At 49.4% G+C, this 22603-nt stretch carries 23 protein-coding genes and 1 riboswitch; of the genes, 15 read left to right on the top strand and 8 right to left on the bottom strand.

Annotated elements, in window-relative coordinates; all coding sequences use genetic code 11:
• Positions 1–210 precede the first annotated feature (210 nt).
• The 7 genes from HRQ87_RS14040 to HRQ87_RS14010 all read left to right on the top strand — a co-directional run bounded on the left by HRQ87_RS14040 (position 211) and on the right by HRQ87_RS14010 (position 6603).
• On the top strand, positions 211–723 hold the full coding sequence (locus tag HRQ87_RS14040) for a hypothetical protein (protein WP_174139076.1): 513 nt from the start codon (positions 211–213) through the stop codon (positions 721–723).
• A gap of 163 nt (positions 724–886) precedes the next feature.
• Positions 887–1900, top strand: a complete 1014-nt coding sequence (locus HRQ87_RS14035) for a PhoH family protein (RefSeq protein WP_174139075.1) — start codon at positions 887–889, stop codon at positions 1898–1900.
• A 5-nt stretch (positions 1901–1905) separates the two neighbouring features.
• Positions 1906–2415, top strand: a complete 510-nt coding sequence (gene ybeY, locus HRQ87_RS14030) for an rRNA maturation RNase YbeY (RefSeq protein WP_174139074.1) — start codon at positions 1906–1908, stop codon at positions 2413–2415.
• A gap of 27 nt (positions 2416–2442) precedes the next feature.
• On the top strand, positions 2443–3300 hold the full coding sequence (locus HRQ87_RS14025; RefSeq protein ID WP_174139073.1) for a hemolysin family protein: 858 nt from the start codon (positions 2443–2445) through the stop codon (positions 3298–3300).
• The gene (gene lnt, locus HRQ87_RS14020; RefSeq protein WP_343035288.1) at positions 3297–4823 is read left to right on the top strand and encodes an apolipoprotein N-acyltransferase; all 1527 of its coding nucleotides are present in this window, start codon (positions 3297–3299) and stop codon (positions 4821–4823) included. The genes HRQ87_RS14025 and lnt overlap by 4 nt, the downstream gene beginning before the upstream one ends.
• A gap of 32 nt (positions 4824–4855) precedes the next feature.
• A riboswitch (SAM-SAH riboswitch) is annotated at positions 4856–4904 on the top strand.
• A 5-nt stretch (positions 4905–4909) separates the two neighbouring features.
• Positions 4910–6091: a methionine adenosyltransferase gene (gene metK, locus HRQ87_RS14015; protein WP_174139072.1), complete on the top strand. Its 1182-nt coding sequence runs from the start codon at positions 4910–4912 to the stop codon at positions 6089–6091.
• Positions 6092–6126: 35 nt separating this feature from the next.
• The gene (locus HRQ87_RS14010) at positions 6127–6603 is read left to right on the top strand and encodes an ABZJ_00895 family protein (protein ID WP_174139071.1); all 477 of its coding nucleotides are present in this window, start codon (positions 6127–6129) and stop codon (positions 6601–6603) included.
• A gap of 37 nt (positions 6604–6640) precedes the next feature.
• Here the strand turns inward: HRQ87_RS14010 and HRQ87_RS14005 are convergent, their stop codons facing one another.
• Genes HRQ87_RS14005 through HRQ87_RS13995 form a run of 3 tightly spaced genes read right to left on the bottom strand, consistent with a single transcriptional unit; the run spans position 6641 to position 9687 of the window.
• Positions 6641–7105 (bottom strand): RNA pyrophosphohydrolase, encoded by a 465-nt coding sequence (locus HRQ87_RS14005; RefSeq protein WP_174139070.1) that lies wholly within the window; start codon positions 7103–7105, stop codon positions 6641–6643.
• Positions 7106–7114: 9 nt separating this feature from the next.
• Positions 7115–8557 (bottom strand): NAD-dependent succinate-semialdehyde dehydrogenase, encoded by a 1443-nt coding sequence (locus tag HRQ87_RS14000; RefSeq protein WP_174139069.1) that lies wholly within the window; start codon positions 8555–8557, stop codon positions 7115–7117.
• Between the two features lie 26 nt (positions 8558–8583).
• Positions 8584–9687, bottom strand: coding sequence for a glycosyltransferase family 2 protein (locus HRQ87_RS13995; protein WP_174139068.1), 1104 nt, complete (start codon positions 9685–9687; stop codon positions 8584–8586).
• Positions 9688–9696: 9 nt separating this feature from the next.
• Here HRQ87_RS13995 and HRQ87_RS13990 point away from each other — a divergent pair, with 9 nt between their 5' ends.
• Both HRQ87_RS13990 and dacB read left to right on the top strand, forming a co-directional pair.
• On the top strand, positions 9697–10311 hold the full coding sequence (locus HRQ87_RS13990) for a nicotinate-nucleotide adenylyltransferase (RefSeq protein ID WP_174139067.1): 615 nt from the start codon (positions 9697–9699) through the stop codon (positions 10309–10311).
• A gap of 63 nt (positions 10312–10374) precedes the next feature.
• A complete protein-coding gene (dacB, locus tag HRQ87_RS13985; RefSeq protein WP_343035287.1) occupies positions 10375–11877 on the top strand; it encodes a D-alanyl-D-alanine carboxypeptidase/D-alanyl-D-alanine endopeptidase in 1503 nt (500 codons plus the stop codon).
• 5 nt (positions 11878–11882) lie between these two features.
• Here the strand turns inward: dacB and HRQ87_RS13980 are convergent, their stop codons facing one another.
• Complete coding sequence (locus HRQ87_RS13980; protein ID WP_174139066.1) at positions 11883–12050, bottom strand: PLDc N-terminal domain-containing protein; 168 nt, start codon at positions 12048–12050, stop codon at positions 11883–11885.
• A gap of 124 nt (positions 12051–12174) precedes the next feature.
• Between HRQ87_RS13980 and HRQ87_RS13975 the strand changes: the two genes are divergently transcribed.
• On the top strand, positions 12175–12453 hold the full coding sequence (locus tag HRQ87_RS13975; protein WP_174139065.1) for a hypothetical protein: 279 nt from the start codon (positions 12175–12177) through the stop codon (positions 12451–12453).
• Between the two features lie 35 nt (positions 12454–12488).
• On the opposite strand, the gene HRQ87_RS13970 is transcribed toward HRQ87_RS13975, so the two are convergent.
• Positions 12489–12863 carry a tellurite resistance TerB family protein gene (locus tag HRQ87_RS13970; RefSeq protein ID WP_217430465.1) on the bottom strand — a complete coding sequence of 125 codons (375 nt, stop codon included), beginning with the start codon at positions 12861–12863 and terminating at the stop codon, positions 12489–12491.
• Between the two features lie 152 nt (positions 12864–13015).
• Between HRQ87_RS13970 and HRQ87_RS13965 the strand changes: the two genes are divergently transcribed.
• Positions 13016–14659 (top strand): lysine--tRNA ligase, encoded by a 1644-nt coding sequence (locus HRQ87_RS13965; protein WP_174139063.1) that lies wholly within the window; start codon positions 13016–13018, stop codon positions 14657–14659.
• Here HRQ87_RS13965 and HRQ87_RS13960 read toward each other — a convergent pair.
• Positions 14656–15639: a hypothetical protein gene (locus tag HRQ87_RS13960; RefSeq protein ID WP_174139062.1), complete on the bottom strand. Its 984-nt coding sequence runs from the start codon at positions 15637–15639 to the stop codon at positions 14656–14658. The two genes, HRQ87_RS13965 and HRQ87_RS13960, sit on opposite strands and share 4 nt — an antisense overlap.
• A gap of 221 nt (positions 15640–15860) precedes the next feature.
• Here HRQ87_RS13960 and HRQ87_RS13955 point away from each other — a divergent pair, with 221 nt between their 5' ends.
• Positions 15861–16124: a TFIIB-type zinc ribbon-containing protein gene (locus HRQ87_RS13955; RefSeq protein WP_174139061.1), complete on the top strand. Its 264-nt coding sequence runs from the start codon at positions 15861–15863 to the stop codon at positions 16122–16124.
• Between the two features lie 179 nt (positions 16125–16303).
• Here HRQ87_RS13955 and HRQ87_RS13950 read toward each other — a convergent pair whose 3' ends face one another.
• Together HRQ87_RS13950 and uvrB are read right to left on the bottom strand one after the other, a co-directional pair.
• A complete protein-coding gene (locus tag HRQ87_RS13950) occupies positions 16304–16798 on the bottom strand; it encodes a hypothetical protein (RefSeq protein WP_174139060.1) in 495 nt (164 codons plus the stop codon).
• Between the two features lie 19 nt (positions 16799–16817).
• The gene (uvrB, locus tag HRQ87_RS13945) at positions 16818–18986 is read right to left on the bottom strand and encodes an excinuclease ABC subunit UvrB (protein ID WP_174139059.1); all 2169 of its coding nucleotides are present in this window, start codon (positions 18984–18986) and stop codon (positions 16818–16820) included.
• Positions 18987–19388: 402 nt separating this feature from the next.
• On the opposite strand from uvrB, the gene HRQ87_RS13940 reads away from it, so the two are divergent.
• From HRQ87_RS13940 to HRQ87_RS13930, 3 genes are all read left to right on the top strand, one after another.
• Positions 19389–19700 (top strand): NADH dehydrogenase ubiquinone Fe-S protein 4, encoded by a 312-nt coding sequence (locus HRQ87_RS13940; RefSeq protein ID WP_174139216.1) that lies wholly within the window; start codon positions 19389–19391, stop codon positions 19698–19700.
• Positions 19701–19744: 44 nt separating this feature from the next.
• Complete coding sequence (gene tgt / locus HRQ87_RS13935; RefSeq protein ID WP_174139058.1) at positions 19745–20875, top strand: tRNA guanosine(34) transglycosylase Tgt; 1131 nt, start codon at positions 19745–19747, stop codon at positions 20873–20875.
• Positions 20876–21689: 814 nt separating this feature from the next.
• Positions 21690–22409 carry an MFS transporter gene (locus HRQ87_RS13930; RefSeq protein WP_246252290.1) on the top strand — a complete coding sequence of 240 codons (720 nt, stop codon included), beginning with the start codon at positions 21690–21692 and terminating at the stop codon, positions 22407–22409.
• The last annotated feature ends 194 nt before the right edge of the window (positions 22410–22603 follow it).

The following is a 22603-nucleotide window of genomic DNA, read 5'->3' as shown; positions in this document are numbered from 1 at the left end:
ATGGCGTTCATGAACTATGTTCATATTTTTGAACTATGGAGTTTTATATGTCACATTTTTCACAACCGGGTCATTTCGCTCGCGATCTTTGTCATGCAGGGCTCAACTAGGGTGCCGTCCATTTTTCAATCCTAATTCAAAACCTCGCTTTAGCGGCACCCAAATTATGCGCTTCAAATAATATTCATACATAACTCAGGAGTAAAATTTATGCTGTTTCGCAAAGCTCTTTTTTCAATCCCTTTCGTTTTCCTTATTGCCTGTGCAGGGTACGATGGCGATCCAAATAACGTTGTAGTCGTTCAACCAAAAGTACAGAGCGCCAACGGCCTTGATATTTATGCCGCGACACGCAACCAAGGCCAGCCAAGATACTATGGTGATAGATTGATTTTGATCCGTGCTGCTGATTTGGTAAATTTTCGAAAAGGACCACAATGCACCCTATCGAACCAATTATTTCAGGCGTCTTTTACAGCACCAGCGTATGTTAAGGTGCCTGATTACCGCCGTCAGTCACCATCGGCAACAATCAGATGTAGTTATGAAGGTAAGATTGGCGTGGATACCCTTGAAGCCATCAACATTTCTGAGAAAAGACGAGCTGCAAACAGTATGATGGGAGCAGGTGGCGGTATATCGATCATAATTCCAATTGGTCCGCGCGAGCGTGCAGATGATATCTGGGGATATCCCGAGGTATTCAACGTTGTAATGGAATAACACCAATACCTAACAATCATGTGCATATCTTTGCTTATTTATAGCAAGCTGTCCAATTTCAGCCTGTTTTCTTGTCAATTTCGTAACAAATCAAATGTCGCTCTTGCATCGCTGTCTTAGGCAGGGCTAGATCAAAGCAAGCCCTCGAAAACAGGAGATTTGATTGGCTCTCAGCACGACGACCTCACCAGTTGCCTCGGATGACATACAAGAAACACTTCTGGAATTTCCAGACAATCGCATTTTGATTGATCTTTGCGGTGAATTTGACCGCAACCTTGCACAAATCGAACATTCCCTGGGATTGCAGATTTTAAGGCGTGGCAATCAACTGGCCATTATCGGTAATGGTGATGAACGCGGGCGTGCCGCTGCTATTTTGCAAACGCTTTATCAACGTCTTGAGGCGGGTCGCAGCATTGACGCGGGCGACATTGATGGCGAATTGCGAATGAACAGTGCGGCAAAAAATACCGGCGCCCGGGATGGTGACCAGATGGAGCTGTTCAAGGGCGGACGTGTTGAAATCAAAACGCGCAAAAAGCTGGTTGAGCCCCGGACAGAGGCGCAAAAAACGTACGTTAAATCGCTTTTTGAAAATGAACTTGCCTTTGGAATTGGTCCGGCCGGAACGGGGAAAACCTATCTGGCTGTTGCGGTGGGGGTGTCGATGTTTATTGGCGGACATGTTGATAAGATCATCCTGTCCCGCCCCGCAGTTGAAGCAGGCGAGCGCTTGGGCTTTTTACCTGGCGATATGAAAGACAAGGTCGATCCTTATATGCAGCCGCTTTATGATGCGCTGAATGACTTTTTGCCAGGCAAACAGGTGGCAAAACTGATCGAAGATAAGCGGATCGAAATTGCGCCCTTGGCCTTTATGCGTGGTCGCACACTGTCGAATGCCTTCGTCGTTCTGGACGAGGCACAAAATGCCACCACCATGCAGATGAAAATGTTTTTGACACGCCTTGGTGAAGGGTCCCGCATGGTTATCACAGGTGATCGCAGCCAAGTGGATCTGCCACGTGGTGTTCAATCAGGATTACGGGATGCTGAACGGTTATTGGGGAATATCTCTAAGATTTCGTTCAACTATTTTACATCGAAAGATGTGGTCCGCCATCCGCTTGTTGCGGCTATTATCGAAGCTTATGAAGCTGACGAAGCAACTTAACCATAATGCTGGTTGAAATCCTTGTCGAAGATGATCGTTGGCAAAATGTCAGACTTGCTGCGTTGGCAGAAACAGCTGCATCTGCCACATTGTCCCGACTTGGCATTGAACCCGGAATGTTTGAAGTCAGCCTGATGGGGTGCGATGATGCCCGCATTTCAGAATTAAACGCTGAATTTCGTGCAAAGCAAAAACCGACAAATGTGCTTAGTTGGCCTGCACAGGCTTTATCGACGGGGCGACCTGGTGAAACCCCTGTTTCGCCCGAGATTGGGCCGATGGGACCGACAGAATTGGGCGATATCGCATTGGCATATGAAACTTGCAGACAAGAAGCGGACACCGCGGATAAGTCACTAGACGATCATGTGACGCATCTGATTGTTCATGCTATGCTGCATCTGTTGGGTTATGATCACATAAATGATCAAGATGCCGCCTTGATGGAGGAATTAGAGGTCGACATACTTGCAACTTTAGGTCTGCCTGACCCATATATGCAATCTAACGCATAATCAGCGTTTTCATTTTGGTTAGGAACAATGGGCGATACCTCAGACGGGTCTTCTAACGCAGCGCAAAGCGCGCAGGACTCAAACACTTCGGACGGTTTGTTAAACCGTATCTTTGGGGCGTTCGGTTCGAAAAATACCGATGTCGAAAAAGTGGATACATCAGATACGCCGCCTTCGGGACGGTTGGATGGCTTGTCTAATCTGTACAACATGCGGCTCGAGGATGTGGCCGTTCCGAAGGCCGATATTGTCGCTGTTGCAGATGATATCAGCAAAGAGGATCTTGTGCAGACGTTTCGCGAAAGCGGGCTAACACGCTTGCCTGTTTACGAAGGTACCTTGGACACGCCCATCGGGTTGATCCATATGAAAGATCTAGCGCTCAGGCACGGGTTTAACGGCAATGGTACATTTAGTCTGCGCAAGATGTTGCGGCCCTTGCTTTACGCGCCGCCGTCTATGCCGATCGGCGTTTTGTTGCAAAAGATGCAAACAGATCGCACACACATGGCGCTGGTGATTGATGAATATGGCGGCGTGGACGGTGTTGTCACGATTGAAGATCTGATCGAACAGGTTATCGGCGAAATCGAAGATGAACATGATATCGCCGAAGGTCTTTTCTGGACAGAAGAAAAACCCGGCTGTTATCTGGCGCAGGCCAAAACGCCGCTGGACGAATTTGAAGAAGAGATCGGCCAGTCGTTGACCGATCACGATGATATCGACGAAGAAGAAATCGACACGCTTGGCGGGTTGGTTTTTATGCTGACTGGGCGCGTACCAGCGCGTGGCGAAGTTGTCCCCCACCCGTCAGGTCCCGAATTTGAGATTGTCGATGCAGATCCGCGCCGCATTAAACGACTTCGCGTTCGGGTGCCGTGAGCGATACTGCCCAGCATCAAAAGCCAAGGGACTGGGCCGTATGGTTTCAGTCCTGTTCGCGTTGGAAAAAAATGGGGATTGCGTCGCTTTTTGGCGGGATCGCATCCTTGGGGCATCCGCCGTTTGATCTGACAATTTTGACATTTCTGGGACTGATCGCAGCATTTGCGATGTACGGCTTGACCACAACGGCTCGTGATGCGGCTTTAGTGGGCTGGGCCTTTGGCGCGGGCTTTTTCGTAACAACCCTGCATTGGATTATTGAACCCTTTATGGTTGATATTGCTCGCCACGGTTGGCTGGCACCATTTGCCATGTTCTTTTTATGCGGCGGCCTTGCAATTATGTATGCCATTGCGTTTGGCGTCGCCCGCTGGCTGTCGCCCAATCGGTTGGTTTTGGTGATGACGCTGACAGTAACTGAAGTGCTGCGCGCGTATCTGTTCACTGGGTTTCCATGGGCAATGCAATCTTATGCCTGGGTCGACAGTATTCTTGGGCAATCTGCGGCCTGGATTGGGCCGCATGGTTTGAATACCCTGATTTTCATGATGGCTGCACTGCTATCGTTTCGTCAATCAAAGTTCAGCATACCATTTTGGGGGTCAACTGCCGGATTGGTAGCTGTTTGCGCAATCACATTATGGCCCGCGCCAAAAGGGCCAATGGCCGATGCCTCAGCGCCAGTGGTTCGTCTGATCCAACCAAATGCGGAACAGCACCTGAAATGGGATCCAGCAATGATGCCGGTGTTTTACAACCGTCAACTGGACTTTACATCTGCCGATAATCCTGTCGATCTTGTTGTTTGGCCTGAAATCGCAGTGCCCTTTTGGCTGCACGAGGCCGGACGCCCTTTGGAACAGATTAGTCAGGCAGCACGGGGCGCGACCGTCGTTCTGGGCATCCAACGCACCGAAAACCAACGCTTCTACAATACACTGATCGCGGCCAATTCTGACGGACATATCATGGGGCAATATGACAAAGGTCATCTGGTCCCATTCGGAGAATTCATGCCCGCCGCATCCTTTCTGGCGCAATTTGGCATTTACGGCCTTGCAGCTAATCAAGACGGTGGTTTTGCCCATGGATCTGGTCCCGGCTTGGTTGATCTTGGACCTCTTGGTCTTGCCATGCCACTAATTTGTTACGAAGGTATTTTTCCCCATCTGGTCAACGGTGCGCCCAATCGCGCGGATTTTCTGTTGATGATCACCAACGACGCTTGGTTCGGTAAATTTTCTGGCCCATATCAGCATCTGGCGCAGGCGCGAATGCGGGCGATTGAACAGGGCCTGCCTATGGTGCGGGTCGCGAACACGGGCGTCTCAGCCATGATTGATGCGCGCGGCCACATCATTGATCATATTCCTTTAGGGCAGGCAGGGTACCTTGACGTGGCACTGCCCCCCAAATTGACGCGAACACTTTATAATAGAACAGGCGATTTGCCACTGTTCCTTGTGCTTTGTCTGGCACTAGCAGCACTTGCCGCAACGAAATGGCGAAAATCTGATTGACCGGCGCGGGTCATACGCGTAGGCCAATCCGGCACCTGTCACAACGGCTTCCTGGCGTGACGGATTAACCCTAATGGAGCACTTTCATGTCCCGTAAGAACTATATTTTCACCTCGGAATCCGTTTCCGAAGGTCATCCAGATAAAGTATGTGACCGTATTTCTGACGCCGTTCTGGATGCGTTTTTGTCTGAAGAACCCGAAGCGCGCGTTGCTGCTGAAACTTTTGCAACCACGAACCGTGTTGTCATCGGGGGCGAAGTCGGGTTGTCCGATCAGTCCAAATTGGCCGAATATATGGGGCAAATCGAAGATATTGCGCGTGCCTGTATCAAGGATATTGGCTATGAACAGGACGAATTTCACCACGCAACATGTGAAATAACAAATCTTTTGCATCAGCAATCTGCCCATATCGCGCAAGGCGTGGATGCATCTGATAATAAAGACGAAGGTGCAGGCGATCAGGGCATCATGTTCGGCTATGCGACGACGGAAACCGACGCATTGATGCCAGCACCGATCCAGTATTCCCATGCAGTTCTGCGTCGTTTGGCAGAGGTGCGGAAATCGGGTCAAGAACCGACGCTGCGCCCGGATGCAAAGTCGCAAATCAGCTTACGGTATGAAGACGGTAAACCGGTCGAGGTGACATCAATTGTGCTGTCCACACAGCACGCCGATGAAAGCCAGACCAGCGATGACATCCGCGCAATCGTTGAACCCTATATTCGCGAAGTCATGCCATCGGGCTGGATCACTGACGCGACAAAATGGTGGGTCAATCCAACAGGTACTTTCGTAATCGGCGGCCCCGATGGTGACGCAGGTCTGACCGGTCGTAAGATCATCGTTGACACATATGGCGGTGCGGCCCCTCATGGTGGCGGTGCGTTTTCCGGTAAAGATCCGACTAAGGTTGATCGTTCGGCGGCTTATGCTGCGCGCTATCTGGCAAAAAACGTTGTGGCGGCAGGTATGGCAGATCGTTGTTTGATTCAGCTAAGCTATGCGATTGGTGTGGCCAAGCCCTTGTCAATCTATGCTGATACATATGGAACAGGCGAAGTGCATCCATCCGAGATCGAAAAAGCGATCGAACAGGTTATGGATCTGACCCCAAGGGGCATCCGGCAGCATCTTGAGTTGAACAAACCAATTTATGAACGCACTGCGGCTTATGGTCATTTCGGTCGTACACCCGATGACGACGGCGGATTTAGCTGGGAAAAGACAGATTTGGTTGAGGCTTTAAAAAAGGCAGTCTAACCTGAGCATGTTTACCTAATGAAAGGTTATTAACTATGGTGCGTTCGAAAGCCCAGTATAGCATGACATTTGCTTTCTATTATACAGTCGCGATTGTTGTACTTTCCGCTGCTCTTTTCGCTTTACAGGAATTCGCCCCCGATCTTGCGGCATCACCGATGTTTCTGGGGGCGTTGATGGGCGGCAGTATCGCAGTACTTGTTATTCCTGTTGCCACGGTGGCAAAGTCGTTTGTCACTCATGAAAAGCGCAAGACGACATTTGGCGAAGGATGGTCTCTGTCGATCATGTTCACAATCATCGCATTTGTCATAACCATCGTTTTTAGTGTAGTTGCCAATATCGCAATTTATGGAAACGCATCAGGTGCCGCAGACACAAACGATTTGATGGCAGATCCCGCAGGATTGGCAATTTTTGGTGGTGTGGTTTTTGTGGTCATCCTGCTTCTGTATCGCATGTTTTTATGGGCAGCTATCAAGGGCGAGATGAAGAAAATTCATTTAGGCTGAAGATTGCAAAGTCCCGGGTTATGTCCGGGGCTTTATCTTATAAATGCGATGCGAACTGCGCCAGGACCTGACGGTAAATTTCACGCTTGAACGGCACGATACGATCAATCAGTTGATCATGCGGCATCCATTGCCATTCCGAAAACTCCTGGTGATCCGTTTCGATATTGATATCCTGATCCGTACCTTGAAACCGCATCAGAAACCATTTCTGGGTCTGGCCAACATATTTACCTTTCCACAGTTTTTGGGCCAGATCTTCGGGCAAATCATAGTTTAGCCAATCACTGTGTTCAGCCTCAATCGTGATCAGATCGGAAACTACACCGGTTTCTTCCCACAATTCGCGCAGCGCGGCTTGTTTGGGTTTTTCACCATCATCAATCCCGCCTTGGGGCATCTGCCAAGCCTCAGAAGAGTAATCCATACGCTGGCCTGTAAAGACTTGTCCGGCAGTATTGGCCAGCATGATGCCGACACAAGGGCGATATCTCTTTTCCATGATGTGCCCCTAAATGCCGCCCATACAAATGTATTTGATTTCAGTAAAGTCATCAGCACCATATTTTGAACCCTCACGTCCCAGACCTGATTGCTTAATGCCGCCAAAAGGCGCCACCTCGGTTGAGATAATGCCTGTGTTGACACCGACAATGCCAGTTTCCATCGCTTCAGCCACGCGCCAGACACGACCCAGGTCACGGGTATAGAAATACCCTGCCAGCCCGAATTCGCTGTCATTGGCCATATCAATAACGTCTTCTTCGGTGTCAAATTTGATTAAGCCAGCAACGGGCCCAAAAGTTTCTTCACGGGCGATCAGTGCCTTGTGTGGAACATCGACAATGACGGTCGGTTCAAAGAATGTACCTTCCAATCGATTGCCGCCCAGTTTGACCGTCGCACCGTGGTCCAACGCATCTGTGATATGATTTTGTACTTTTTCCACGGCGGCATCATTGATCAGCGGCCCAATTGTAACACCGTCTTCAAAGCCATTTCCGGTCTTCAGTTCTGCCACTTTTTCAGCCAGCTTTTCGGCGAATTCGTCATACACGCTGGCTTGTACATAGATCCGGTTTGCGCAAACACAGGTTTGCCCGGCATTGCGATATTTTGCAGCAACAGCCCCTTCCACGGCGGCATCCAGATCGGCATCATCGAAAACCAGAAAGGGGGCATTGCCACCCAGTTCAAGGCTGACCTTTTTGATGTCTTCGGCGCATTGTTTCATTAGTAATCGGCCCACGCGTGTCGATCCGGTAAAGGTGATTTTGCGTATTTTTGAGTTTGCACACAGCTCTTCACCTGCGGCGGCGGCATCGGTGCTGGGTACGATGTTCAAGACACCTTTTGGAACGCCAGCCCGTTCGGCCAACACTGCCATTGCAAGTGCCGATAGTGGGGTCAGTTCTGCTGGTCGCGCCACAACAGAGCATCCAACTGCCAGCGCAGGTCCCACCTTGCGTGCGATCATTGCGTTGGGGAAATTCCACGGTGTGATCGACCCAACGACGCCAATAGGCTGTTGGATCACCACAATCCGCTTATCTGCCTGATGTTGCGGAATAATATCTCCATATGTCCGCTTGGCCTCTTCTGCGAACCATTCGATAAAGGACGCACCATACATGATTTCGCCTTTTGCCTCGGCCAAAGGTTTGCCCATTTCGGCAGTCAGAATTTGCGCCAGATCATCAGCATGTTCGACCATCAAATCGAACCATTTGCGCAAGATATTTGCACGTTCTTTCCCGGTTTTTTTAGCCCAGTCTTTTTGCGCGGCATGGGCAAGATCAATTGCCTTTGACAATTGATCCGTTGAACAATCAGCGACTTGTGTGATTGTTTCACCTGTCGCCGGGTTGATCACCTCAAAGGTCTTGTCCGCTTCGTGCCATTCACCCCCGATAAAAGCGCGGGTTTCCAAAAGCGATTTGTCCTTAAGATCCATTGTGGCAGGTCCTTTTGTTGTGATCATTAAGTCGATGATGCGTGTTGTAATCGTTGTAATAGTATCTTGGCTATATCTTCATCTGGGGGTGTGCTTGTTTTCAGTAACGCAAGGCGCGTGAATAAAGTTGCCTCATCCGGATTGGACAAGATCGTTTCAATCGCAGAACGATGCGCTGATATGCACTGTTGTCTGGCTTGCGCGACACTGGGCATGCTAAGCAATCTGTCTTCATGGGCTTTTGCGGCATCGCGGTGCCGTTGGATTGTCAGGTCTTCGACAATGTTGAAATTGCGCTCCGCCCAATACGCTGCATCTATTTTCTTGTTGCGTCTGTTGGGCAAACCACGTTCGCGTTTGACCATAAAATCCTCGGTCGATCTAAGAGAATAGTGGTTCAGTTGCACCCATGCGCAAGGTGCATTTCCCATTGTTGCGATAATGCGGTTTTCGGCTTTTGAAAATTCGGTGGTTAAAGGGCGGCCTGATCCGTCATGCCATCTTGCAATACGCTTTGATTTCGGGCGGTGAACGCCGGGCTTGCGAAAAGGGCCATCTTTGACCCGATAAAGCGTTTTGAAAAACCGTGTCATCAACGGGAATGGGCATCGTTCGGGTGCGGCCATGGTGAACTGTTCCGTCGTTGGCGCATCTGCGAATTGCAATGCGTTGCTGTTGCCAAACAAGCGCCACTGCAAAACAAAAGCGTCTGCCTCGGTCGCTGTAATCATATCCTGCAAATGGTGGAATGGCGCTCGCAGATTCACGAATTCATCACAATCAATGCCCATAGCCCAATCGGCTTGCGTCATCAGTGGGTGCTTTGCTGCGGCCTTTAGCGCCAGCCATTGGGGAGATTTACCTTTGGCATGCTGCGGCACATGGGTAACTTCGCCCGCATTGTGAAGGGTATTCAGCAACGTATCGGTACCGTCGGTGCAATCATTGGAATAGATCAGAAAATCCGTGACGCCCAACGCCTTGTGATGGGCGATCCATTCCAGCAGAAACGGGCCTTCGTTACATACAGTCGTAAAGATCAAGATACGTGGTGATAACATAAGATCAAACGATATAAGACAGTTGTGCTGAACAACAGTCCCCTTGCCCTTTTGTTTTGATGCCGTCATTCAAGCGAAATGCGATATTGCTTACCATATGCCAGATTAGGGCAGACAATCGGTCTGTTGGGCGGATCTTTTGACCCACCCCATCAAGGGCATGTGCATATTACGACAGAGGCGCTAAAGCGTTTCAATCTTGATCGTATCTGGTGGCTGGTATCGCCTGGTAACCCGCTAAAATCGCGCGGACCTGCTAAACTGTCCGACCGCATGCAGGCCGCACGCGCGTTGATGACGCACCCAAAGGTGACCATTACGGATATCGAGGCGCAAATCGGGACGCGTTATACCGCAGCCACGCTTCTTAATCTGCAGTTCCTTTATCCAGGTGTAAGGTTCGTGTGGTTGATGGGCGCTGATAACCTGGCGCAATTTCACCATTGGGATCGGTGGCAATGGATTATGGAACATATCCCAATCGGTGTGATTGCCCGACCTGGCGACCGAATTTCGGCGCGTACATCCAAGGCTGCGACGGTTTACCGTCATGCCCGTATTAACGCACGCGCGTCACATCTTTTGCCGCGGTCACATGCACCTGCATGGTGTTTTGCGAATGTGCCTTTAACGCATGTTTCATCGACATCTATTCGTGCTCGGGGTGAGTGGATCGTTGATAAGGCGGGTTGAAAGCAAAAATAACACCAAAACATCGGAAATTTGATCGTAAAGCGTATTGTAAGAAAAAGACCTGTGCGCTTTAGTTTCAATATGACTTCAGATATTTCAAGACGCATTTTTTTAACCGGGCTTTTGTCCGGTACTGCTACCGGCGCTTTCGCGGCACCGCCCCAAATTTCGTTGATACCTGTTGCACGCCCGACCAACCTGATCCCGGCTGCAATTGGATCTCTGGATCAGATTATTGCCAGTGCCAACTTATCAGGCGACGTCGGTTTTGCAGTGGCCGATGCCAAAACGGGACAAATGCTTGAAAGCCGTGGCGCCAGAAAAGCTTTGCCGCCCGCCAGTGTGACCAAGGCCATCACCGCCCCCTATGCGCTTGATGTTTTGGGGGCAGGGCATCGTTTTAGAACGCAGATACTGGCCAATGGCCCCATTCAAAATGGAACGTTGAAAGGGGATCTGTATCTGGTCGGCGGGGGCGATCCTGTTTTAAGCACCGATGATCTGGCCGATATGGCAGCCAGTGTGAAAGCCAAGGGCATCAATCGCATCAATGGCAAATTCATTGTGATCGGGACTGCCTTGCCGTTTGTCTATTCGATTGATCAGGGGCAACCGGACCATCATGGTTATAACGCGACGATTTCAGGGCTGAATGTCAATTTTAACCGTGTGCATTTCGAATGGAAGCGGGATGGAAAAGAATACGTTACGATCATGGGCGCACCAGCACAACGGTTTAAACCTGTTGTGAATGTGGCGCAGATGCAGATCGTGGATCGTAAATTGCCTGTGTATACATACCGTCGTGGAAACCGGATTGAACGATGGACTGTTGCACGCAGCGCATTGGGTAAAGGCGGTGCGCGGTGGTTGCCAGTACGAAATCCTGAACTTTATGCAGGCGATGTATTTCGCGCTGTTGCAATTGAACAAGGGATCAGTCTGCCTGCTGCGACTGTTTCTGACAAATCTGCAAAGGGTACTCTGATTGCTGAAAATCGCAGCCCATCCCTTGGGTCCTTGTGCCGTGGTATGTTGAAATACTCGACAAATCTGACGGCCGAGGCTTTGGGCATGACATCCAGCCAAATGCGAAACGGAACTGTCGATGGGTTAAGCGTCTCGGCAAGTGAAATGACGAAATGGGCCAAGGCGAAGCTTGGGGTCAATGCTAAGTTTGTCGACCATTCCGGTCTTGGTGACGCATCACGCATGGCCCCGCAGGATATGGTAAAAGCCCTTGCCAGACTGCAATCAGGTGCCTTACCCAGTTTGCTGAAACCCATTCCAATGCGCGATAATGATTATAAAGTCATGAAAAACCATCCTGTAACGGTCAGGGCAAAAACTGGAACTTTGAATTTCGTAAGCAGCCTTGCCGGCTATTTAACGGCAAAAGATGGGACTGAACTGGTCTTTGCAATCTTCACGGCAGACCTTAGTAAACGGCAAAAAGGCCGATCATCTGGTGATGATCGACCTCGGGGTGCACGGGGGTGGAATCGGCGTTCCAGGCTTATGCAGCAGCAGTTATTACAGCGTTGGGGCCATATTTACGGAAGCTGATTGTGTTATTTTGGTCCTGCAAGAAACCAGATGATCAACCCAACAATTGGCAGTACTAAGATCAGTACAATCCAAAGAACTTTTGCTCCGGTTGATGCTCCACTGCCTATGATTTTAATAATCGCATAGATGTTTGCGATCAAAATCAGCAGGCCAATAATTCCATATTCCATTTCGCTCTCCTGTGGCGTTATAAGGATTTAATGCCGGGCATGCCTAAAAGTTCCCATTTGAAAAATTATTGGAACCATTTCGATAAACGTTGAGTTGTTTCATCAGCAAACAATGGAGTTTATTATGAACAAAGCAGTAGCAATCACAGGTGTCATCGCGGTTGTCGCAGTTGCGGCTGTAGCATTCTATATGGTCGACATTGATCAAACTGAAGAAGCACGTCTGCCTGATGTTTCGATTGACATCGAAGGTGGTCAAATTCCTGAATACGAAGCCGAAGTTGGTTCGATTAGTGTGGGTGAAACGACGGTAGAAGTGGAAGTGCCAGAAGTACAGGTAACCACAAATACTGAAGAAGTTACCATACCGACACTTAACGTGTCGCCGCCATCAAATGATTAATTCTTATAGAAAAGAGCGGCGCACAGCCGCTCTTTTTATATGGGCATGTGACGTGCACGCGATCCACGTTCAATCGCGGCCGCATGAAGTCGATCAATATTTAATTCGTACCGCATTTCCTCTAACAGCCGCAGTTCTGGGTCGGCGATTTTGCCGTCTGCTGCAGCCACGTCGCATGCAAGCGCATAAGCCGTTTCAAATAATCGTTCCGGCAGACTTTCACGCACAAGACCAAACAGCGCATCCAGCCCATCTTCTTGCTCAAACAAATCAAACACCGTTTGCGAAATCGTCTTCAAGCGATCCGCATCATAGCCTGCAAAAACCGGCAGGTTATTTACCGCATTTGAAATCTTGATCAATTCCGATGTTCGTATGTTTTCGTCAGATGCTGAAACGGCGATCATCATGGCAGCTAGACAATCCTGCGGCGTTAGGGATGTGGCATTGGTCACGTGAATATCCTTTTCTATACACTTTGCAATTTATTGACGCCGCCGCGCCGCGGCAATAGGAGAAGGGATGTTTCTGGTGTGGTGCCGGGACGCATGTGGAGAATAAGATGTCTGATCTGCGCGATACTGCGATGAGTTCGAAAGCCTGGCCCTTTGAAGAGGCACGCCGCTTGCTTAAACGCTATGAGAAAAACGCGCCAGAAAAAGGTTTTGTTTTGTTCCAGACTGGGTACGGTCCTAGTGGTTTGCCGCATATCGGTACGTTTGGCGAAGTTGCTCGTACTACAATGGTACGTCGCGCATTTGAGATCATCAGCGATATACCCACAAAGCTGATCTGTTTTTCCGATGATATGGACGGGTTTCGCAAGGTCCCGACCAATGTGCCGATGCAGGATGAATTGGCGCAGGATCTACATTTGCCATTGACCAAAGTACGTGACCCTTTTGGATGTCATGAAAGTTTTGCACACCATAATAATGCCAAATTGAACGAATTTTTGGACAGTTATGGGTTCGAATATGAATTTGCGTCATCGACCGAGTATTATACGAGCGGCAAGTTTGACGAAGCGCTGCAGACCGCACTGGAACGTTTCGATAAAATTCAGGAGATCATGTTACCAACCCTTGGCCCAGATCGCCGCGCGACGTATTCCTGTTTCCTGCCTGTCAGCCCGAAGACAGGCCATGTTCTGCAAGTTCCGACATTAGAAAGAAATGTGGCCAAAGGCACGATTGTGTACGAAGAACCCGATGGCGAACGGGTCGAAATTCCTGTGACCGGCGGTAACGTCAAAATGCAATGGAAGCCTGACTGGGCCATGCGATGGGCGGCCTTGGGTGTTGATTACGAAATGTCGGGTAAAGATCTGATCGATAGCGTAACGCAGTCGTCGAAAATTTGTCGCGCCTTGGGCCAGCGCCCGCCGGAAAGTTTGTCCTATGAGCTGTTTAATGACGAGCAGGGCCAAAAGATTTCCAAATCCAAAGGCAATGGATTGTCGATGGAAGAATGGCTGACCTATGCAGCACCAGAAAGCCTGCAGTATTTCATGTATCAAAAGCCGAAAACAGCAAAGCGGCTGTATTTTGACGTGATCCCAAAGGCAGTTGATGAATATCATCAACAACTGCGCGCATATCCGGGGCAGGATAATGCGCAAAAGCTGGCGAACCCGGTATTTCACTTGCACGGTCATAATGTGCCGGCTTCGGATATGGTCGTGCCATTTTCGATGCTGCTGAATCTGGCCAGTGCATCAAGTGCTGAAGACAAGGACACTCTGTGGGGCTTTATTGGCAAATATGCGCCCGATGCCTCGCCTTCGACACATCCTTCGATGGATGCAGCGGCGGGTTTTGCTGTACGCTATTTCAATGATTTCGTGAAGCCAACCAAGGTTTTCCGTGCGCCCACAGACCAGGAACATGCAGCACTGCAGGATCTGGCAAATGCGCTGAAAGATGAGCAGATTGCGTTGGATGCGATTGCGCAGAAAAATGCGGCAATGGGTAATGACGACCCGCTACCTGCGGTCGATTATACGGACGAGGAATTCTTGCAATCAGTCGTTTTTGCCATCGGTAAAAATCACGGGTTTGAGCCGTTGCGCGATTGGTTCAAGGCCATCTATGAGGTGCTTTTAGGCGCCAGCCAGGGCCCACGTTTTGGCGGCTTCATCGCCCTTTATGGGGTTGATGAAACCGTTGTGCTTATTGAAAAAGGTTTGGCAGGTCGGTTGGGTTAATTTGCTAAACGAATGGTGGTGAACGTATGCCCATATTGGCTGCGTTTGCCTGACACCAGAATATTTTGGCCGGGTTCAATGCGATACCAAATGCTGCCCACGCGGCATATTTGATAATGCCGATCCGGATCTTTGGGGTACGCAATCGATATGGCCTCTGGGCAACGCCGCATTTCAGCTTTTCCAGTGATTTGATAGATCTGCTCTTCTACGGGTACAGACGTTTCAAATTGATGGTAAATCATAGGAAATGTTCTTTCAACATTCGGGATAAGTGTCGCTGCCAGGAATGATGTGGTAAAGATAACGTACCCAATCCGATGTCCAACGTGAGTTGCATCATACCCTTGTTCGTTCACCAGCCTTTGAAAATTAGCGAATAGACAAGACACAAGAGTTAGCAGGACCAGACTAAGGGGCAGAAGCTTTCGGTTTGCTTCAATATGTTCAAGCGATGGAATAGTTTTTGAAAATAAGAAGCTGTAAATCGCAGCCGCAGCAAAAACTAAAACGATATAAAGATAGGCATTCGAAATACGGCTGACGTTTTTCAAACGCTGCTTGGGTCTGATTTCAGTTGGACGGGCAGCTCGAAAGGATAAGCCTGGTATGATGTAGAAAATCAAATAAAATATCGCTAGAATTCCGGCAGCCGCTCCGGTGTATTTGGGGTTCAATGATATATACTGTTTGATCAAAAATGAATTTGGTATCGCGACTGCGTATATTATCATAAATAACAACATCACTAGGCTTAGAACGATAAACAAAGGGCGGGCCAAAGCACTATAAAAGATGCGCAAAACGGATATATGTGTATTGGGCAAAAGAAACAGCAGTCCAAAGATTATGAATGCCGACCCGATAACAAGTTGCATAGTCGATGCTTCGGTAAGGCCCTCGCTTTCAAAACGAATGTAAATAATTGCTAATGAGTGGCTGCCAAGAAGAAGGTTTGAAATGCCTGTGGTGCGGGCCACAAGGCTAGCTATGGGACCAAGACGTGATGGGGTCATATCGTTCCAGTTCAATTTATACCGGTGTATCGTGCTAAAAATTATTTTTAACAATGTAAATTTGAACTGCAGATATTGATCTTAGCAATAAAACATTACAGCCCGTTAGCAACACTTCGCTGCGATATTGTATGTTGGAAAACCCGCACCATATGTTCTGAAAGGATTTGAAAAGGAGCACCACGATGCAATGTCCAATTGACGGAACTGAGCTTGTAATGGCCGACAGAAGCGGCGTCGAGATTGACTATTGCCCCCAGTGTCGAGGTGTTTGGTTGGATCGTGGTGAATTGGATAAGATCATCGAACGTTCCGTTCCTGCAGCGGCCCCACCGCCCCCGCCACAAGCGGGTCGGGGGTATGATGATGACTATGATGATTACGACGACCGCCGCCCGCGCCGCAAAAAACGGAAAGAGTCTTTCCTAAGCGATATTTTCGATTTTTAAATCGCACACTCAAATTAGTCTACAAACGGTATGATCCGTTTGTAGACATTGATTGGTGGGCGTGGACGTCCAGATACAGTCGTACGATATTGTGTTGGGTCTTTATTATTAAGCAGGCAAAAGTAGTCAGCAATCAATTCGGTTTTTTTAATGCCCAAGTCCTAAAAAATTTATTTCTTTTAAGATTTTGTACTAAAATAATTTACAATTTGAACTGCGGAATAAGCTGGGAAGTTTAATATGCCAGTAAGTTGATTTTCAGCTTCATAAGCAAGAATATCTGCCTGCTGATATTCGGAGCCTTTTTCAGCTTGGTGTGAATGCAAAGAATACATGAGTTCACTAAGAAAAGCACCGGTTTTATCACCGTAAAGGTTGTGTGTTTCAGCCATAAAATCCACTATCTGATCTTTGGCCATGTACAAAGATGAATAGACATAATTTGTAGCAACTTGCACACTATCTCTCAACTCATCAAATTTATAAATAATAGCCTTATCATCAGCACGTTCATTTTTTCTGTCTATCATGATTGAATAAGGTAACAGAAATGAAAACTTTGTTTTAGGCCCACCTATTTGTTTCGAAGAACTAAGTTGCATTAAGTCATTTATACCAACCTGATAAGCCTTTTTAATTTTAGTAATATCTGCAAGAAATTTTGAGCGTTTCATTGTGGAATCCTATCTAATTTCATCTCTTCTTCCTTCGCTTCACACCGCCCCTTTGCCCGGGTTTGCCAGCGGTGCTGCGACCGGCGGCTTTCTGGGCGTCGCCCACCGCTTGGTCGACAGCGCTTTGACGGGCCAAGGGATCATCGGACACCACCAAATCTACAGTTTCCAGGCGCTTCACTTCGTCGCGCAAGCGGGCGGCTTCTTCGAATTCAAGATTCTCGGCGGCTTTGCGCATTTGCTGGCGCAGGCCGTCCAGATGGGCCTCAAGATTGGCGCCATGCATTGGTTTTTCGATCTGGGCGGTGACGCGGTTCATGTCAACATCGCCTTTGTACAGACCAGCCAGAATATCTTCGACGTTCTTTTTCACCGTCGCAGGCGTGATGTTGTGTTCAATGTTATAGGCAATCTGCTTTTCACGGCGGCGGTTGGTTTCGCGCAACGCACGTTCCATGCTGCCCGTCATGCGATCTGCATACATGATGACGCGGCCGTCGACATTTCGCGCGGCGCGGCCTATGGTTTGGACCAACGACGTTTCTGATCGCAGAAAACCTTCTTTATCCGCATCCAAAATTGCGACCAATCCGCATTCAGGAATATCAAGACCTTCGCGCAGCAGGTTGATGCCGATCAGAACATCAAAGGCACCAAGGCGCAGGTCGCGCAGAATTTCAATCCGTTCGATCGTGTCGATGTCGCTGTGCATATAACGGACCTTGATACCCTGTTCGTGCATGTATTCGGTCAGATCTTCGGCCATGCGTTTGGTTAAGGTCGTAACAAGGGTGCGCATACCGTCAGCAGCTACTTTGCGAACCTCATCCAGCAGATCGTCGACCTGCATTTCGACTGGCCTGATCTCAACCTCGGGGTCCAAAAGGCCCGTGGGGCGGATGACCTGTTCGGTGAATACACCACCCGCCTGCTCCAACTCCCACGCGGCGGGGGTGGCGCTAACGAATACTGATTGCGGGCGCATGGCATCCCATTCTTCGAATTTCAGCGGGCGGTTGTCCATGCAGCTTGGCAAGCGAAAGCCATGTTCAGCCAAAGTGAATTTACGACGATAGTCACCTTTATACATGCCACCGATCTGCGGCACGGATACATGGGATTCATCTGCAAAAACAATGGCATGATCGGGAATAAATTCAAATAGGGTGGGGGGGGGTTCACCAGGCGCACGCCCCGTCAGATAGCGAGAGTAATTTTCAATACCATTGCAGACGCCAGTGGCTTCCAGCATTTCCAGATCGAAATTCGTGCGCTGTTCAAGGCGTTGCGCTTCCAGCAATTTACCATCGGCCACCAGCTGGTCCAGCCGCATACGCAGCTCTTTCTTGATGCCGATAATGGCCTGCTGCATGGTTGGGCGCGGCGTGACGTAGTGTGAATTGGCGTAGATGCGGGTCTTTTCGAACGTGTCCGTTTTCTGTCCGGTTAAAGGATCGAATTCAGTGATCGCCTCCAGCTCTTCACCAAAAAACGACAGCCTCCAGGCGCGATCATCAAGGTGGGCGGGCCAGATTTCAAGGCTATCGCCGCGCACGCGAAAACTGCCGCGTTGAAACGCTTGATCATTGCGGCGGTATTGCTGGGCTACCAGATCAGCCATGACTTTGCGTTGGTCATATTGATTGCCTGCGATCAGATCCTGGGTCATGGCGGAATAGGTTTCGACCGAACCGATACCATAAATGCAACTGACAGAAGCCACGATGATCACATCATCGCGTTCTAACAGCGCGCGGGTGGCCGAATGGCGCATCCGATCGATCTGTTCGTTGATCTGGCTTTCTTTTTCGATATAGGTATCGCTGCGCGCGACGTAAGCTTCGGGCTGGTAATAGTCGTAATAGCTGACAAAATATTCGACGGCGTTTTCAGGAAAGAACCCCTTGAATTCACCATAAAGCTGTGCAGCCAGTGTTTTGTTTGGGGCAAGAATAATAGCAGGGCGCTGCGTTTCTTCGATAATCTTAGCCATCGTAAAGGTTTTGCCCGTACCTGTGGCGCCCAACAGCACCTGGTCCCGATCACCATTTTTAAGCCCGCCACTTAATTCGGCAATTGCAGTGGGTTGATCGCCTGCAGGTTCAAAATCTGTTTTTAATTTAAATGAGATACCGCCTTCAAGTTTATCTCGAGGGCGCGTTTCAGATACTGGGGCAGGCTGGGACATATGATGATTCCTTCCATCCACAGATTTGATCTGTTTTTGTTCTTCTTCAAGGGGATGTATCAATATCATACCAAAGTCGCAATGTCACTTTGTCGCACCCCTGTGGAATTTTATATTATCGTTTATAATCAGTATATTAAAGTGTTTTCTGTGAATTCGGAGATAAAATGTTGACTTAACGTCAATAATTGTATTGCTCGCATAGCGTGTAGTGCATACACTTTTAAGTACACGTCGCAAGAAGCTTGTCAGTCAGATTACATTCCACCCCCAATCCCTCGCTCCCGGTGATCTGACTGACAACGCGTGTATTTCCATAAAATTGTTCGGATATGTCCGCCATATGTTGCATTGATATTATGTATCAACGATAACGCATGTTGTTTGATGGAGGATCTATCTGTGCGCGCCCGTATTTATCAGCCAGCCAGGACAGCAATGTCGTCTGGCACAGCAAAGACAAAACACTGGATTTTGGAATATGCACCAGACTCCGCGCGTGAGGTTGAACCATTGATGGGCTGGACGTCATCTTCGGATACCCAAAGTCAGGTCAAACTGCAGTTTGATACGAAAGATGCCGCTGTTGCCTATGCTCGCGAAAATCAGATTGAAGCTGTTGTTCAGGAACCCAAAAAGCGCCGAGCGAACATCCGGGAGCGTGGGTACGGGGAAAACTTTGCGACAGACCGCCGCGGGACATGGACGCATTAACAGACGTTGGTTAAAGACGCTGTTTTGGATGCATCAGGAACAAAATGACTTCTTCTTTTCGCTTTTCATTGCATGCCACCGATGGAAAGGCGCGCACAGGGTTAATTTCGACGCCGCGCGGTGACGTGCGCACACCTGCTTTTATGCCGGTTGGGACGGCGGCGACAGTCAAAGCGATGATGCCTGAATCGGTGCGCGACACCGGTGCCGACATTTTGTTGGGCAATACCTATCATCTGATGCTGCGCCCGACGGCTGAACGCGTCAACCGATTGGGTGGATTACATAAATTTATGAATTGGGACCGCCCTATTTTGACAGACAGCGGTGGATTTCAGGTGATGAGCTTGAATGATCTGCGAAAGCTGAAAGAGGAAGGCGTCACATTCAAAAGCCATATCGATGGATCAAAGCACCATCTGACACCGGAGCGTTCAATGGAGATCCAACGGCTTTTGGGCAGTGATATTGTGATGTGCTTTGATGAATGCACGCCTTATCCGGTTGAAGAAAAAGCAAGCTTGGCGTCTATGCAATTGTCGATGCGATGGGCGCAACGGTCGCGTGATGCGTTCGGGGATCGCCCGGGGTATGCGCTTTTTGGTATTCAGCAAGGAAGTGTTTTTCGTGACCAACGTGCTGAAAGTGCTCAGAAATTACGGGACGTTGGGTTTGAAGGGTATGCCATTGGCGGTCTTGCGGTGGGCGAAGGGCAAGGGGCGATGTTTGACGTTCTGAACTATGCGCCGGACATGCTGCCGGAAGATAAGCCGCGATATCTGATGGGTGTTGGAAAGCCGGATGATATTGTTGGCGCGGTGAAGCGCGGGGTTGATATGATGGACTGTGTTTTGCCGTCGCGATCAGGCCGCACGGGGCAGGTTTTTACGCGCCGCGGGGTAATAAATATCAAGAATGCCAGACACTTAGATGATCCGCGCCCTTTGGATGAAGATTGCACGTGTCCGACTTGCCGCAAGTATTCGCGGGCCTACTTGCATCACGTGTTTCGGTCACAAGAGATCATTAGCTCAATGTTATTGACGTGGCATAATCTGCATTATTATCAAGAACTTATGGCGGCAATGCGGGGCGCGATATCGGCTGGCACTTTTGCGCAATTCGAAGCAGACTTCCTAACGATGCGTGCGCAGGGTGATATTGAGCCGATTTAAGCTGAAATCGCCCGGTTTTGTATATTTTGTACACGGGTTTTGTACCTGAAATTTTGTACAAAACTGCGATTTTGACATCCCAGAGACAGTTTTCAAACCTGTCAGCAAGCCCGTTGCTGTAAGGTTTCGATAAGAATGTCTATTTTGTTAATATTTGTTCGAAGTGTGATATTCTATGTCTTAAAAATTGGGAGGCATGGAAATTTTGAGAGATAACTGAATGGCGGCTGTGAGCCCAAACTCCCGAATACTGCGGTGCGAATGAATGTCGGCTCCTAAGATGAATACACTTGAAGTCGCCCTATAACTTATTGAACAAACCCTGTTTCAAAGGCCTGCCATTTTGTCCGCAACTTCCATCGTCAAAAACCGAAATTTCGTCGGCCTCCTCTTGGCCAATACAATCCTCGGTGCGGCGTTTCCTGTTCAGTTGATATTGGGGGGGCTCGCTGGGCTGATGTTGGCACCGAACCCGGCGCTTACCACACTTCCGTCATCGCTCCAAACCATGGCGGGGATGGTTGCAGCTGCACCCTTTTCCCTCCTTATGGGGCGAATGGGTAGGCGGGCAGGCTTCGCTTTTGGAGCTGTACTTACGCTTCTCGGAGCGATCCTCGCAACCCAAGCATTGGTCTCTCAGAGTTTTACCCTGCTATGTGCTGCGCATTTCATGATGGGAGCAGGTTGGGCGTCGTTTCAGTATTTCCGTTTCGCTGCCGGAGAGGTCGTCCAACCAAACTGGCGACCTGTTGCAATCTCCTTGATGCTAAGTTCTTTGTTAGTTGCAGCGATTGCTGGGCCACAGGTGTTCATCATGGCACAGGACGCGCTCGCACCCATCCCATTCGCAGGCGCTTATGCGGCGACGGGTCTAATTGCCGTTCTCGGCCTTATTCCTCTTGCGGCGGTTCGGATTCCGCGACCCGAAACCGACGCATCGACAGAGCCGACGAGCAGGTTCGCCGCTCTTGCCGCGCTCCGCCGCCCCGCTATCAGACAGGCGGTGGGTATCGCCGCGATCTCACAGGGTGTCATGGTGTTCCTGATGATCCCGACGCCAATCGCAATGGTCGGATGCGGGTTCAGCGAGGCGACCGCCAGCGATGTCGTGCGCTGGCACATTGTAGCGATGTTTGCGCCAAGCTTCTTTACCGGCTTTCTGATTAAACGGTTTGGCGCGCAGCGCATCGCCGTAACGGGGCTTGTCATCATTATCGTAGCGGCGGTCGCGGCTGCACTCGGCCTATCGGCGATGCACTTCTATGGATCACTTATTATTCTTGGTATTGGGTGGAATTTTGGGTTCATCGGAGGCACTACGATGCTAGATGCGGCTTTATCAGAGAAGGAAAAGGCGGCTGTTCAAGGTGCAAATGATACAATCATTGCACTGGTGTCCACTATCTGCGCCTTTGCTGCTGGTTTTGTGATTTCCAGCCTTGGATGGGTAGTCCTTGCAATGATTTCCGGCGGAGTGGTCCTTTTGGCAATCGTCGCATTGGCATTAGACCAAATCAGATTGGCGCGAAGTTAAAAGGCTCGCAGTCGACCTATGCGTTAAGTCAAGCGTGGCTTTCGGAAACCAGACATTGACCCTCAACCTGTAGAGGACTGCTTTGTCCTGTGTGGATGGCACCTGCAAAGCAAGACTTTTTTTCGAAGCAATTGGCAATTTGTCAGATACGGTCTTGTGTTCGGCCTGTTCGCGCGGAACTAAAGCCCGCTGGC

The sequence above is a fragment of the Parasulfitobacter algicola genome (assembly GCF_013315265.1).
Classification (GTDB): domain Bacteria; phylum Pseudomonadota; class Alphaproteobacteria; order Rhodobacterales; family Rhodobacteraceae; genus Parasulfitobacter; species Parasulfitobacter algicola.
This window is presented reverse-complemented; position numbering and strand designations above follow the sequence as displayed.

Coding starts and splice junctions, on each gene's coding strand:
- HRQ87_RS13950 (WP_174139060.1), bottom strand. CDS start 16,798: ATGAAACGCTCAAAATTTCTTGCAGATATTACTAAAATTAAAAAGGCT.
- metK (WP_174139072.1), top strand. CDS start 4,910: ATGTCCCGTAAGAACTATATTTTCACCTCGGAATCCGTTTCCGAAGGT.
- HRQ87_RS14010 (WP_174139071.1), top strand. CDS start 6,127: ATGGTGCGTTCGAAAGCCCAGTATAGCATGACATTTGCTTTCTATTAT.
- tgt (WP_174139058.1), top strand. CDS start 19,745: ATGACTTCTTCTTTTCGCTTTTCATTGCATGCCACCGATGGAAAGGCG.
- HRQ87_RS13955 (WP_174139061.1), top strand. CDS start 15,861: ATGCAATGTCCAATTGACGGAACTGAGCTTGTAATGGCCGACAGAAGC.
- HRQ87_RS13965 (WP_174139063.1), top strand. CDS start 13,016: ATGTCTGATCTGCGCGATACTGCGATGAGTTCGAAAGCCTGGCCCTTT.
- ybeY (WP_174139074.1), top strand. CDS start 1,906: ATGCTGGTTGAAATCCTTGTCGAAGATGATCGTTGGCAAAATGTCAGA.
- HRQ87_RS13930 (WP_246252290.1), top strand. CDS start 21,690: ATGGCACAGGACGCGCTCGCACCCATCCCATTCGCAGGCGCTTATGCG.
- HRQ87_RS13975 (WP_174139065.1), top strand. CDS start 12,175: ATGAACAAAGCAGTAGCAATCACAGGTGTCATCGCGGTTGTCGCAGTT.
- HRQ87_RS14000 (WP_174139069.1), bottom strand. CDS start 8,557: ATGGATCTTAAGGACAAATCGCTTTTGGAAACCCGCGCTTTTATCGGG.
- HRQ87_RS13980 (WP_174139066.1), bottom strand. CDS start 12,050: ATGGAATATGGAATTATTGGCCTGCTGATTTTGATCGCAAACATCTAT.
- uvrB (WP_174139059.1), bottom strand. CDS start 18,986: ATGTCCCAGCCTGCCCCAGTATCTGAAACGCGCCCTCGAGATAAACTT.
- HRQ87_RS13995 (WP_174139068.1), bottom strand. CDS start 9,687: ATGACGGCATCAAAACAAAAGGGCAAGGGGACTGTTGTTCAGCACAAC.
- HRQ87_RS14040 (WP_174139076.1), top strand. CDS start 211: ATGCTGTTTCGCAAAGCTCTTTTTTCAATCCCTTTCGTTTTCCTTATT.
- HRQ87_RS13970 (WP_217430465.1), bottom strand. CDS start 12,863: ATGATGATCGCCGTTTCAGCATCTGACGAAAACATACGAACATCGGAA.
- HRQ87_RS14025 (WP_174139073.1), top strand. CDS start 2,443: ATGGGCGATACCTCAGACGGGTCTTCTAACGCAGCGCAAAGCGCGCAG.
- HRQ87_RS14005 (WP_174139070.1), bottom strand. CDS start 7,105: ATGGAAAAGAGATATCGCCCTTGTGTCGGCATCATGCTGGCCAATACT.
- HRQ87_RS13990 (WP_174139067.1), top strand. CDS start 9,697: ATGCGATATTGCTTACCATATGCCAGATTAGGGCAGACAATCGGTCTG.